At 41.4% G+C, this 14,074-nt stretch carries 9 protein-coding genes; 2 read left to right on the top strand and 7 right to left on the bottom strand.

Going from position 1 to position 14,074, the window contains the following annotated elements:
* Nucleotides 1–29 precede the first annotated feature (29 nt).
* From LS48_RS02535 to recG, 7 genes are all read right to left on the bottom strand, one after another.
* A complete protein-coding gene (locus LS48_RS02535; RefSeq protein ID WP_062619642.1) occupies nucleotides 30–1,430 on the bottom strand; it encodes a tetratricopeptide repeat protein in 1,401 nt (466 codons plus the stop codon).
* 141 nt (nucleotides 1,431–1,571) lie between these two features.
* On the bottom strand, nucleotides 1,572–2,756 hold the full coding sequence (locus tag LS48_RS02530) for an aspartate aminotransferase family protein (protein ID WP_062619638.1): 1,185 nt from the start codon (nucleotides 2,754–2,756) through the stop codon (nucleotides 1,572–1,574).
* A complete protein-coding gene (locus LS48_RS02525; protein ID WP_235810998.1) occupies nucleotides 2,756–4,510 on the bottom strand; it encodes an OstA-like protein in 1,755 nt (584 codons plus the stop codon). The genes LS48_RS02530 and LS48_RS02525 overlap by 1 nt, the downstream gene beginning before the upstream one ends.
* A 47-nt stretch (nucleotides 4,511–4,557) precedes the next feature.
* Entirely contained in the window at nucleotides 4,558–5,829 is a 1,272-nt protein-coding gene (locus LS48_RS02520) for an adenylosuccinate synthase (RefSeq protein WP_062619633.1), read from the bottom strand.
* 5 nt (nucleotides 5,830–5,834) lie between these two features.
* On the bottom strand, nucleotides 5,835–6,308 hold the full coding sequence (locus LS48_RS02515; protein ID WP_045080145.1) for a Fur family transcriptional regulator: 474 nt from the start codon (nucleotides 6,306–6,308) through the stop codon (nucleotides 5,835–5,837).
* 159 nt (nucleotides 6,309–6,467) lie between these two features.
* On the bottom strand, nucleotides 6,468–8,672 hold the full coding sequence (locus LS48_RS02510; protein WP_062619631.1) for a RelA/SpoT family protein: 2,205 nt from the start codon (nucleotides 8,670–8,672) through the stop codon (nucleotides 6,468–6,470).
* A 127-nt stretch (nucleotides 8,673–8,799) separates the two neighbouring features.
* A complete protein-coding gene (gene recG, locus LS48_RS02505) occupies nucleotides 8,800–10,905 on the bottom strand; it encodes an ATP-dependent DNA helicase RecG (protein WP_062619629.1) in 2,106 nt (701 codons plus the stop codon).
* 92 nt (nucleotides 10,906–10,997) lie between these two features.
* Here recG and LS48_RS02500 point away from each other — a divergent pair, with 92 nt between their 5' ends.
* Nucleotides 10,998–13,046, top strand: coding sequence for a M1 family metallopeptidase (locus LS48_RS02500; protein ID WP_062619626.1), 2,049 nt, complete (start codon nucleotides 10,998–11,000; stop codon nucleotides 13,044–13,046).
* On the top strand, nucleotides 13,043–13,957 hold the full coding sequence (locus LS48_RS02495; RefSeq protein WP_062619624.1) for a patatin-like phospholipase family protein: 915 nt from the start codon (nucleotides 13,043–13,045) through the stop codon (nucleotides 13,955–13,957). The genes LS48_RS02500 and LS48_RS02495 overlap by 4 nt, the downstream gene beginning before the upstream one ends.
* Nucleotides 13,958–14,074: the final 117 nt, after the last annotated feature.

Genomic DNA, 14,074 nt, shown 5'->3' with positions numbered 1-14,074 from the left:
ATTTTGCTAAAACCCCAAAAATACAGAAATTAAAGCGAAGGATTTTTGTGTTCTTTGATTATTTCCACTACCGCTGGCATTTGGTAAACCTGCGGAAAAAGTTCCTCAATAATCATCAAGAATTCGGGCTCAGATTTTAGGGCATTTTTTAAGTGAAACGCGCCTTTGTCATTTTCGTTCAATGTGAAATAAAGCCCTGAAAGACGGTATTCTATCTCGGCGTGTTCCGGATAAAATTCCAAAGATTGATTGAAATTGTTCACTGCGGCCTCAAATTCACCGAGATTGGTCAAAATATCGCCGCGGGTTAACCAAGATTCTAGTTCATAATTGCCCAATTCCAACGCCTTTCTGAAACCGACTTCCGCCTCTTCAAAAAGGTTGAGTTTATTGTTTATTTTGGCATAACGCTTCCAGTAAAGCACATTTTCACTATCAATATTAATAGCTTTTTCTATATAATAAAGCGCTTTTTGAAATTGTTTGTTCTTTATGTAAAAATCGGTGATGGCGATCCAACCTTTGTCAAGCAAGGAGTCTTCCTCCACACATTTTGTATAAAACTGGATGGCCATTTCGGCATTGCCCAATTTTTCGTAGCATTTCCCTATTCGCAATAATGCGTAGGAAGTTGGGTCGTCAAGTCCTAAGGTAATGGAGTAGCTTTCAATGGCTTCTTCATATCGTTTCAGTTTTTCGAGCACTCTTCCTTTTTCAAGGTAGGCTCCTATAAAACGGTCGTCACTGATTATGGCAAAATCAAAGGCGGCAAGGGCTTTTTTATAGTCCTTCAGTTCATAATACTGCTTGCCTATTTGGTGCCAAGCTACCTCACAATACGGGTTTTTGTTGAGAAAATCATTCAAATAATCAATGGCCGCTTCGTATTCATCCAAGAATTCAAAACAGTAAATAATATTGTAGAGTGCGGAATAATCTTCCTCGTCTTCCTCCAAACATCTCATAAAATAGAGTTTGGCATTTTCGTAATCTTCGAGGAATAAATATTCCATTCCCAATAACGACAATACATCGGCTTCGTCGGCAGTAATCTCCAAAGCCTGTTCCAGTAGGGTGATAGCCTCTTTGTGCATGTCGCGACGCGAGAAAATATTCGCCTTTTGGATGTAGATTTCCTCGTTGCTTTGTTCCAATTGGTGCAACTCATCCAAAAGCTCATCAGCAATGTCCAGTTTGTTTTCAAAAATGTACATTTCTATTTGGAAAAGCTTAAGGTTTGTGGAGGATGGGTGTTGTTCCAGCCCTAATTTGGTCGCTTTTTTGGCAAGTGCAATTTTTCCATTTTCAAGGTAGTGATGCACTATTTCCTCAAATTCCTCTGAGTCGAAAAACAGAACGCTGTTGGTTTTCAGCATAGATTCGAATCTTTCCAGCGAGAAGTTGTTATGCTCGTTTGAACTTAATTGCATACGCACGGTTTAACGGTTTCTTCTATTTTAAAGATAATAATGTATAAATAAGTTCAATTGTTATGCCGTGTTTATTGTTAACGGACTTATCAACAGTAGGTTTGTTTATAAATACCTGTAAACAAAGGCTTTGCGCAACATTTATCTCTTTTGAAGCGAGTTTAGAACGCCTGTCAGTATTTTACAGCCCTCCTCAATTTCGTCATTGCTGATTGTCAGTGGTGGCGTAATACGGATGGCCCGACCTTCAAAAAGTAGCCAAAAAAGCACCAATCCTCTTTCTTTGCAAGCCAGGATTACTTCGGAAGCGATTTCGGGACTTTCCACCATTGCGGCAAGCATCAGGCCCCGACCCCGTACTTCCTTTATTAGTGGATGTTTCAGCAATTTTCTAAAAAGTTTTTCTTTTTGAAGTGTTTGCTGAACAATATCAGTTTCCGTCAATTCCTGAAGCGTTGCCAAAGCGGCAGCCGCTATCACGGGATTTCCGCCAAAAGTGGTAATATGCCCCAGCTTTGGGTTCTCCTGGAGCAGTGCCATCACTTCGTGTGAAGCGGTAAACGCGCCAATGGGCAAGCCGCCGCCCATGCCTTTTCCCATCACTAAAATATCCGGCACGATGCCGAAATGTTCAAAAGCGAAAAGTTTGCCGGTTCTTCCAAATCCGGGCTGAATTTCATCCAAAATCAAAAGCGTTCTGGTTTCATCACAACGCTTTCGCACTTTTTTCAGATAATCATTTTCCGGCTGGATAAAACCAGCGCCGCCTTGGATGGTTTCCAAAATAATAGCAGCCGTTTCCGTGTTTATTTTTTGAAGATCTGCTTCACTATTGAAATTTACAGGGAAGCAATCCGGGACCAAAGGTTTGAAAGCATTTTTGCGCTCCTCGAAGCCCATCACGCTCATCGAGCCCATGGTGTTGCCGTGGTAGGCATTATTTGCGTAAAGAATTTGCGTTCTTCCCGTTGCGCGGCGGGCGAGTTTTAACGCACCTTCGATGGCTTCTGTGCCGCTGTTAACTAAATAAGTTGTGTTTAAATTCTTCGGAAGATTTTCGGCAAGCAGTTTTGCAAGTTCCACGGCGGGTTCTTGAATATATTCGCCATAAACCATGACGTGCAGATATTTTTCAGCTTGATTTTTTATTGCCGAAACAACGCGCGGATGGCAATGCCCCAGCATGCAGGCAGAAACTCCCGCTACAAAATCCAAATGCTTTTTGCCGGAAGTATCGTAAATGTAACTTCCTTCGGCATGCGAAATTTCCAACGCCAACGGATGTGGCGTGGTCTGCGCTTGGTATTTGTAGAAATCCTCAGTCATTAGTTCCCGGTTTGAATGGAATCATTTGCTTTCTGCTGAACGGAATCCCGCTTCGCCTCGCTTTCCAAAGTTTCGGGTTTGGGGTCGTCCGGTCGGTTTTGTAAATCTTTTGGGGAAAGTTTGGACTCTTCGGGAAGTTCAATTTCGTCTTCGGGAATATCCTCAAAAAATTCGCCCTCGTCCTTCGGCAGTGGGATTCCCGTAATTTTTGGGAGTATGGGTGCGGGTTTTCCTTTAAATAAATCTTCCACGGAATACAATCGTTCATCGCCCCGCCATTGAAACCCGGGAAGAATTCTCGCATTCTCAGGCAACATTGACGGCGGATACACTTTGCCATCTGCCTTTTTTATAAACCTGATTCCGGTAATTTGCTGCTCTTCCAAATACATTTGAATGGAACTGGAAACCGTATTGTTTATACCGACCAATTTCTCGTTATCATCTCGGGAATAATAGATTACTTGTGCGTTTTTATTGATGTTTACCGTGTCCAGCTCATTATTTGTAAAAAGTCCGATAAGCTGTTCGCCCTTTACCTGATTGAAGCCCAGGCTATCTTTTTGCACCAAAAAAGCATTGTTGAAAACCTTGAGAGTATCCAGTTTATCCGTTATCGTATCTGAAAGAATGTGGATGGTATCGCCAATCATTTGATTTTCGCCGCTCCACAAAACTGGGTTTCGCAATAGTTTTGTAATTCCCCTTTTTTCGTTGACGTAAATACTGTCACATTTTCCGCTGGTGGGGTCGTCGCCAACTTTTCCGGGTTTGAAAAGCCGGGCGCGATAAAATCCTTTTACAATTCTATTTTCGGGTTTGCCCGTTACGCGCAGTGTGTCTGCGTGCACATAAATTGAATCGCCGTCACGAACCGTGATTGCCACGGCTCTTTTCGTAATAAAAACCGAATCCTTTTCGCGGTAAACTTCGGCATAATGACCGCGGATAACACTTTTATTGATTGTGTCGAGAACCCTAATATTGTTGGTGGCAGAAGCAAAACTTCTGTTTCGGTCAAAGTAGATGCTGTCGCCGTAAAGCGTTCGGTTTTCGTAATCTACTTTTGAATTTTTTACGAAATAACCCGTATCACCACGCGTATCGTAATAACCACGTTCACAATAAACGGTACTGGTTTCGCTCACAATGGTGGAAGGGCCGTATAGGTACGCATCTCCCGTTTCTGAATAAAAATCGAGTTGGTTGCTATTAACGGTATACTTCGGGTTTACGATTTTTACATTTTGAAGAAATTGGTACTTTTTACTTTCGGCAAAATACCTCCCCGAACGGCTGGTCAAAACGCTGGAAGTATCCTGCACCGTGCCGCCAGTCCTGTAATAGGCCTGTTGTTTTATCCTGTCAAAATAAAGCGTATCTGTTTTAAGGGTGGTTTTCGGTTCTGTTAAAACTACATCACCGCTTGCAAAAGCAAATTGCGTGTTTCCGTTGTATTCAGCGTATTTGCTGTTCATCGAGACGGTGTCGCCTTGCGTAATCCGCACATCGCCATAGGCTTTTACGAAATTATTTTTTAGATAAACAAAAGCTTGGTCGCACCACATTTCCACACCTTCGTGCACGATGTACACCTGCCCGGTTTCGTCTTTGGTGTAAATGGCGGCATCGGGAAATTCGGGCCTTATTTCAAGGTAACCGGACTGTATATCCACCTTTTGTTTTTCCTGTGCGGAAAGATTAATTCCGAAGAAAAAAACGATGACTACAATTATGAAAGATGATATTTTCAAAAAAGAATTATTTGTCATTAGCAACGAAAATATCAACAAAAAATTGATTACCGATGAATGGTTTGCTTTCTGTCCGGCCCTACGGAAACAATTTTGATTGGCACTTCCAGTTCTTTTTCCAGAAAATCGATATAATCGTTCAAGGCCTGTGGCATTTGCGAGGCTTCGGTCATTTTGGTTAAATCTGCCTGCCAGCCCTTCATTTCAGTATAAACCGGCGTTACGTTTTCGGCTTCAATATTATACGGAAAATGATGGATTGTTTCACCTTTATAGTTATAGGCAGTACATACTTTAAGTGTGTCGAAACCACTCAACACGTCGCCTTTCATCATAATCAATTGGGTAACGCCATTTACTTGCACTGCATAACGAAGCGCTACCAAATCCAACCAGCCACAACGGCGCGGACGGCCTGTAGTTGCGCCAAATTCATTCCCCACACGGCCCATGGTTTCGCCATCTTCGTCAAAAAGTTCGGTAGGGAAGGGGCCACTACCCACGCGAGTGGTGTAAGCCTTAAAAATTCCAAATACTTCCTTTATTTTTCCGGGAGCTATGCCCAAACCGGTACACGCTCCTGCGGCAGTAGTGTTTGATGAGGTTACGAAGGGATAGGTTCCAAAATCTATATCCAGCAAAGATCCCTGTGCGCCTTCGGCAAGAATGGTTTTGCCATCTTTTTGGGCTTGGTGCAAATATTCCTCGCTATCAATGAAGGTAAGGCTTTTCAATACTTCAACCGCTTTGAAGAATTCTGCTTCAAGGTCTGCCAAATCGTATTGCACATCCACATTGTAAAAATCAATCATCGCTTCGTGCTTATCTGCCAGAGCGCGGTACTTCTCCTGCCAGTTGTCCATTTCCAAATCGCCGACACGAATACCATTGCGGCCTGTCTTGTCCATATAGGTGGGGCCAATGCCCTTAAGCGTTGAGCCAATCTTCGCTTTTCCTTTTGAAGCTTCGGAAGCAGCGTCCAATAAACGATGGGTTGGCAAAATAAGATGCGCCTTTCGCGAAATAAGCAGGCTCTTTTTAAGGTCTAAATTGAATTTTGCAAGATTATCGAGCTCCCTTTTGAAAATCACGGGGTCAATCACCACGCCGTTCCCCACCAAATTGATAGTTCCTTCGTGAAAAATTCCACTGGGAATGGTGTGCAAAACGTGCTTGTGGCCGTCAAATTCCAAAGTGTGGCCCGCATTCGGCCCGCCCTGAAAACGCGCGATTATATCATAGTTTTTTGTTAGGACATCGACAATTTTTCCTTTGCCTTCGTCGCCCCATTGCAATCCAAGTAGTAAGTCTACTGCCATAATTTTTATTGATTGTTCCCGTCATCGGTAGTGGCGGGATTTTTTCTATTTCCGTAGAAATAAAGTGAATGGTTGGTTATTTCAATATTAAAAACCTCTTCTATGGTTTTTTTTATGTTGTGAATCCGCGGGTCGCAAAACTCAATCACTTCGCCATCGGCGAGAATAACGTGGTCGTGGTTGCGGTCAAAATACGATTTTTCGTAATGTGCCTGGTTTTGGCCAAACTGGTGTTTGCGCACCAAGCCGCACTCCAAAAGCAATTCAATAGTATTGTAAAGCGTGGCACGGCTTACGCGGTAGTTTTTATTCTTCATATTTATGTACAGCGACTCAATATCAAAATGGTCGTCGTGGTCGTAAATTTCCTGAAGAATTGCGTAGCGTTCCGGCGTTTTGCGGTGCCCCTTTTGCTCAAGAAAGCCCGTGAAAACGTTCTTTACAATTTCTTGATTATTTATGTCTGTTTTTGAACTCATAATTAAGTGTGCAAAGTTACTCAAATTTTAGATGTGGCATTGGCGAAATGATAGAAAATGAAATCATCCGTGAAATGGACTTAAGACGGTAGGACATAAGACGTATGACTTCTTTACGAAAATGTTAAACCGCTAACGTTTTTTTCATCATCCCTCATCCTAAACCCGGGTAACCTTATCAATTCCGTTTATTTTTTTGATGTTTTCCACAAGATTGTTCAGAATCGATTTGTTTTTTACCACCACAACTATTTTGCCTGTAAAAACCCCGTCATTACTGTCGAAGTGGACGCTTTTCATATCTATATGAAGGTTGTTTGAAATTACTTTAGTTACCTCATTTACCAAACCAATCGTGTCAATTCCCGAAATGTTGAGTACGGCTTTAAATTCGCGTTGTGTGCTGTCAATCCACTTGGCGGGCATAATGCGGTAGCTATAGTTGCTCTGGAGTTGCAGCGCATTCGGACAGTTGGTCTTATGTACTTTTATACCTTCATTCACCGTTACGAAGCCGAAAACATCATCCCCGGGAATAGGGTTGCAGCAGTTTGCCATTTTATAATCGAGTTTGTCCTCGTTCTTTCCAAAAACTAGTTGGTCAAATTTTTCCGTGATTTCTTCCTTGTTGACATCCTCCGGCTTGTCTGGCTTTCGGATTCTATTTTTGAAGAAACTGATAAAGGCATTGCTTCGCGAAGCGGCAAAATCCTTCAATTTTTGGTTGTCGATGATTCCCGCGCCAACGCGATAGTACAAATCCAAACTCGTTTTCACCTTAAAGAAAACCACCAATTGGTTGAGTAGGCTTTCATCGAGGTTCAATTTCAGCGATTTTAATTTTCGGGCCAGGATTACTTTTCCTTCCTCGGCTAGCTGTTTCTTTTCGTCCTTCAGTGACGATTTAATCTTTGACCGCGCACGGCCAGTGGTGGCGTAATTGAGCCAGTTGGCCGTAGGTTTTGCGTTATCTGAAGTAATAACCTCTACTTGGTCACCACTTTTGAGCTCGTGGCTCAGCGGGACGAGTTTTCCATTCACCTTTGTACCGCGGGTGTGCATCCCAATTTCGGTGTGAATGTGAAAGGCGAAATCCAGAGCTGTGGCCCCTTTTGGAAGTGAATACAGGTCTCCTTTCGGGGTAAAGACGAAAATTTCCTTGGCGTAAAGATTCAGTTTAAATTCCTCTACAAAATCCACGGCGCTTATTTCTGAATTCTCCAGCGTGTCCTGTAGTTTGTTCAGCCAATTTTCCAGGCCGCCGTCGTCCTTTTCCTTGTTTTTGTACTTGTAGTGCGCGGCAAAACCTTTCTCGGCAATCTCGTTCATCCGCTCGCTGCGAATCTGCACTTCTACCCAACGGCCTTTCGGGCCCATCACGGTTATGTGCAGTGCTTCGTAACCCGTTGACTTGGGTGAAGAAATCCAGTCGCGAAGCCGTATTGGGTTGGGGCGGAAATGGTCGGTAACTATGGAGTAAATCTTCCACGCGAAGAATTTTTCGTTTTCGGGCTTGCTTTTATAGATAATCCGCACGGCGAATTTGTCATACACCTCGTCAAAGGTGACGTTCTGCGCAAGCATTTTTCTTCGGATGGAAAAGATGGATTTGGGTCGGCCCTTTATTTCGTATTCTAAATTTTCGGCATCCAACGAGTCTTTAATTACTTTATTGAAAGCCTCTATATAGGCGTCCTGTTCTTCCTTGCTTTCCTTTATTCGGCCTAAAATATCTGCGTACACATCTGGCTCGGTAAACTTCAGTCCCAAGTCCTCCAATTCGGTTTTTATGTTGTAAAGCCCAATGCGGTGGGCGAGCGGAGCGTAAATGTAAAGCGTTTCCGAAGCGATTTTCCGCTGTTTGTCCGGCGGCATGCTGTCCATGGTCTGCATATTGTGCAGCCGGTCCGCAATTTTTATGATGATTACGCGAATGTCCTCATTGAGGGTAAGCAGCATTTTTCTGAAATTTTCCGCCTGCATGGAAACGTCTTCAGACATATTTATATGGGCAATCTTGGTAAGCCCGTCCACAATGCGGGCCACGGGAGTGCCAAACATACGCTCGATATCCTCCAAGGAATATTCAGTATCCTCAACCACGTCGTGCAAAAGGGCGGCCGCAATGCTAGTAGCGTCCAATCCAATTTCCGAAGCAACAATTTTTGCGACCGCTATAGGGTGAAAAATATAAGCCTCGCCACTTTTGCGGCGTTGCTCCTTGTGGGCATCAACGGCAAGGTCAAATGCGCTGCGGATCAGTTTTTTATCATCTTTGGTAAGGGTGCGGTAACTGATCTTGAGCAGCTGTTTGTACTGCTTGGCGAGCTCCTTTTTCTCTTCTTCTAAAGCGGCTTCTGTCATAAACCTAAAAGTATTGAAAAGTAATTGAATTGGCAAGAAAATTAATTGGGGAACGGCATTGTGCTTGTGAAGGGCCTTCGGAAATGGACGATTTCAGAAAAGGGAATCAAACTACTTAGGTGTTCTTTTACGAAATATAATTCCAGATATTTCGGTACTTCCCAAGCTGGGCATAGGTATTCTTGATAGGAGTATTTTCTTCGGAAGCGAGATTGGGGTCTGCCTTTAGGGTCTGTGCCGCATAGCTTCGGGCAATCTTTAATATTTCAGAATCCTTTACGATGTCTGCAATGCGAAGGTTTAGCACACCGCTTTGTTGAGTGCCCATCAAATCGCCGGGGCCGCGGAGTTTTAGATCTACTTCGGCAATTTCAAAACCGTCGCTAGTGCGTACCATAGTTTCCAAGCGGGTTTTGGCATCTGCCGAAAGTTTGTGGCTGGTCATTAAAATACAATAACTCTGCTCGGCACCGCGACCAACTCGTCCACGCAATTGATGTAATTGTGAAAGACCAAAACGTTCAGCACTTTCAATAATCATCACACTGGCATTTGGCACATTTACGCCAACTTCTATAACCGTAGTGGCGACCATAATTTGTGTTTCGCCTTTTATAAATCGATTCATTTCGTATTCTTTGTCGGCTGGTTTCATTTGTCCGTGTACGATGGAAACTTGAAATTCTGGCAACGGAAATTCGCGTACAATACTCTCGTATCCGTCCATCAAATCCTTGTAATCCATGGTCTCACTTTCCTGTATCAAAGGGTACACAATATACACCTGTCTGCCCTTCGAAATTTCGTCCTTTATAAAGCGAAAAACCTTCAGTCTATTTGCATCAAAACGGTGCACGGTTTTTATATCTTTTCTGCCCGGTGGAAGCTCGTCAATTACACTAATATCCAGGTCGCCATAAACGCTCATGGCGAGAGTGCGGGGGATGGGGGTAGCGGTCATCACCAACACGTGTGGTGGATAGTCATTTTTGTGCCATAATTTGCTGCGTTGTTCCACTCCAAAACGGTGTTGTTCGTCCACAATTGCAAGGCCTAAATTTTTGAATTTTACCTTATCTTCGAGTAGGGCATGGGTGCCAATTAGGATGTCTAATTCACCATTTTCCAACTTTTCGTGGATTTCTCTCCTTTTTGAAGTTTTGGTTGATCCAGTCAACAATTCAATACTGGTATTCAGTTTTTTACACATTTCAAACAAACTGTTATAGTGCTGGACTGACAAAATTTCAGTCGGCGCCATTAAACAGGCTTGAAAACCGTTGTCAAGTGCTATTAACATTGACATAAGCGCCACTATCGTTTTCCCTGAACCTACATCACCCTGCAAAAGTCGGTTCATCTGGGCATTGCTTCCCAAATCGTTACGGATTTCCTTGATGACCCGCTTCTGTGCTTCGGTTAATTTGAAGGGTAAATGGTCGGAAAAAAAGGTGTTGAAATTATCCCCTATTTTTTCAAAAGTGTAACCCTTAATTTTTGATTTATGGATCAGGTTTTTTCGGATTAATTGCAGTTGGATATAGAACAATTCCTCAAATTTTAATCGGTATTGTGCCCGTGCTAAATGTGCCTGACTTTTCGGAAAATGTATATTGAAAAGTGCTTCCTTTTTTGAGACCAATTTTAGCTGTTCCAAAAGGGTATTTGAGAGGGTCTCGACGAAGTTATTTTTGCTCTCCAAAAACAGTTGTTGCATCAGCGAATTTATCACCCTATTTGTGATACCGCTGTTCCCTAATTTTTCGGTGGATGGATAAACGGGTTGCATGGCAGAACGGATACTTTTTTCATGCGCCTCCAGCAATTCCATTTCGGGGTGCGGCATGGAGAAACTTCCGTTGAAATAATTCGTTTTTCCGAAGATTACATAGGGAACATTCAACTTCAAATTTTCCCGAATCCATTTTTGACCTCGAAACCAAACCAATTCCATACTTCCGGTTTCATCCATAAAAGTGGCGACCAGCCTTTTTCCACGTTTTTGTTCTACGGTTTTAATGTGGGTGATTTTCCCGATAATCTGAACTTCCGCATTGGTTTGCTGCAACTGCGCAATTTTATAATACTGTGTTCTATCGAGGTAGCGATTTGGAAAAAGATTCAACAAATCTTGAAAAGTGTGAATGCCAAGCTCCTTTTTCAGCAAATCCGCCCTGTTTGGGCCGACGCCTTTCAGATAATCGATAGGAGTTTGCAGGAAATTGGCATTCATAAAACGAAAATACTTAATTCCCGCGAAGGCGGGATTCCCAATGGTTGAAAATTTGTAATTTGCTTTCGCTAATTAAATTGTCCTTCACTAAAATGAAAAAGTTTCTTATTGCCTTTCTTTTTTCAAGTTTCACGGTATTTGCACAGCAGACTGATGTTGTGGATTTTTTGAAAATTGAAGCTTTTATTAAACCCAATGTTTTAGAAAAAAAAATAGCTGGGCGATATTTAGCCACATTCGAAGTTTTAAAAGAAACCGATTCCATTTTTATGGATGCTATAGATATTCATATAAATGAAATTGAAACTAAAAATTTCAAAATAACTTCTGACAAAAAAAAGATTTGGTTTGTTGGTAATTTTGAAAAGGGGAATAGTTACATAGCGGATTTTTATTATGAGATGAAACCAAAGCAAACCCTTTATTTTTTTGAAGATCAAATTTGGACGCAGGGACAAGGGAAATACACTTCACACTGGTTGCCAAGTATTGATGACGTTAACGATAAAATTGAGTTTGATTTATTGCTATATGCTCCAATTGATAAAGCAGTAGTAGCTAACGGAAAATTAATGGAGGCCGGCGAATTTCCTGAGGTTAGGTATTTCGATATGAAAGAACCCATGTCCAGTTATTTGGTAGCCTTTGCCATTGGCGATTTCAATAAAAAAGAACTCGTTTCAACTTCCGGAATCCCTATTGAATTGTATTATAAACCTTCAGATTCTCTAAAAGTAGAACCCACGTATCGCTACAGCAAACAAATTTTTGACTTTTTGGAAACTGAAATCGGCGTTGCTTATCCCTGGCAAAACTACAAGCAAGTTCCCGTTCGCGATTTTCTTTATGCCGGAATGGAAAACACAACCGCCACATTTTTCTCCGAAGCGTTTGTGGTAGATTCCATAGGCTTTAACGATAGAAACTACATAAACGTAAACGCCCACGAACTGGCCCACCAATGGTTTGGCAATTTGGTTACGGAAAAAGCAGGGGAAGACCATTGGTTGCAGGAAGGGTTTGCGACTTATTATGCTTTGCTAGCAGAAAAAGATATTTTTGGTGAAGATTATTATTACTGGCAATTGTACCAAACCGCTGAGCAATTTAAAGCAATGAGCGATGAGGGCAAGGGCGAATCATTGTTAAATCCAAGAGCGAGTTCGCTTACGTTTTATCAAAAAGGAGCATGGGCATTGCATATTTTACGGGAACGAATAGGTAACGAGGCCTTTAAAGCGGCAATCAAAAACTATTTGGAGAAATATAAATTCAAAAATGTTTCTACCGAAGATTTTTTAAAGGAAGTGAAAGCAGTCTCGCAAGTTGATATTACAGATTTTGAAAGGGATTGGTTGCAACAGACTGCTTTTCAAAGTGAAGAAGCTTATCAATCTTTGCTGAAATCTACGTTTATAAAAAAATACTTTGAGATTTCAGCGCTTCGGGCAACGCCACTGGCAGATAAAAAAGATCAGTTAAAAACCGCGCTCACATTTCCGAATGATTTTATTGGGCAGGAAGCGGTGTATCAATTGGTTGATGAACCCATATCCGAAACGCTTCCGCTGTATAAAAAAGCTTTCGAAAGCAATAATCTTTACGTGCGGCAGGCGGTGGCGCTTTCGTTGCAAACCATTTTAAAGGAACTCCAAACCGAATATGAAACCCTTTTAAGCGATAATTCTTATGTAACCTTGGAAACCGCACTTTATCAATTATGGATGCAGTTTCCGCAGAAAAGCTCAGAATATCTCAACATAACAAAAGGAATTGAGGGTTTTCAGAATAAAAACATCCGGCAGTTGTGGTTAACTTTAGCATTGATTACAGAAGATTATGAAAAATCTGAAAAGGAGAATTATTTAAAGGAATTGAAAAATTATACTTCCACAGCTTATAGTTTCGAGATACGTGAAAAGGCGTTTGAATATGTAAACGAACTCCAGCTTTGGAATTTGGAAACGCTTAAAAATTTAGCGGAAGCCTGTGTGCATCCCACTTGGCGCTTCTCAAAACCTTCAAGAGAAATGTTGAATGAATTACTTCAGAATGAAAAATATCACGAACAAATAAAGGTTTTGGGCAGACAAATTTCAGAAAAAGCGGCTAATTATTTAAACTCAATTATAAAGGAATGAGAGCGTTGGTAATTTCGGGCGGCGGAAGTAAGGGTGCATTTGCGGGCGGCGTGGCGCAGTATTTAATGGAAGAGCTTCATCATAATTATGATCTTTTTGTGGGAACTTCAACGGGCAGTTTGCTTATTTCACATTTGGCTTTAGATAAGGTTGAGAAAATTAAAGAGGTTTATACATCCGTTAATCAAAAAAGCATATTTAACAGTTGTCCGTTTGTAATTAAGCAAGATAAATTTGGGGGAAAACAGATCGCTATTGATCATTATACGGTGCTTCGCAATTTCATAAAAGGAAAAAAAACCTTTGGCGAGAGTTTAAATTTACGAAAACTGATAGCAAATACCCTGACTGAAATAGAGTTCAATAATTTAAAAGCTTCGGAAAAAGAAGTGGTTGTAACGGTTTCAAATCTTTCATTGAATCAAGTAGAATATAAATCGATCAACGATTTTGAGTATCAGGATTTTTTGGACTGGATTTGGATTTCTTCAAATTTCACTCCTTTTATGAGTCTTGTAAAAAAAGATGGCTGTGAATATGCCGATGGCGGTTTTGGAAGCATGGTCCCTATTGAAGAGGCTATAAACCGTGGCGCAACACATATTGATGTAATTGTGTTGGAAACCGAGATTACCTATTACAATCGGCTTCCCTCAAAAAATGTATTTTCATTGCTCACCAATATGCACAATTATATGGCGGATCGTATCGAGAAACAGAACATCCGCATTGGCAAATTTGTCGCGACAAATAAAGATGTTATTATAAACCTTTATTATACTCCTACGGTTTTGACGACAAATTCTTTGATATTTGATAAGAAAATGATGACCAAGTGGTGGGAACTAGGTTACCAATATGCTGATCAGAAAAATAATGAATTAAACGAAATTCGCACAAAAGACGATTAATATTCCTACATTTTGCTGGGGTATTTCCCTTATTCTTTCAGTGTTTTCCCTGTTTTTTCATCGTAAGTTATAATAGACTGCTGCTAATCAACTCTTTTGATTTATCTTCACTCTACG

The sequence above is a fragment of the Aequorivita aquimaris genome (assembly GCF_001573155.1).
Lineage (GTDB): Bacteria > Bacteroidota > Bacteroidia > Flavobacteriales > Flavobacteriaceae > Aequorivita > Aequorivita aquimaris.
The sequence above is the reverse complement of the archived record's forward strand: the minus strand, read 5'-3'. Positions and strand labels throughout refer to the sequence as shown.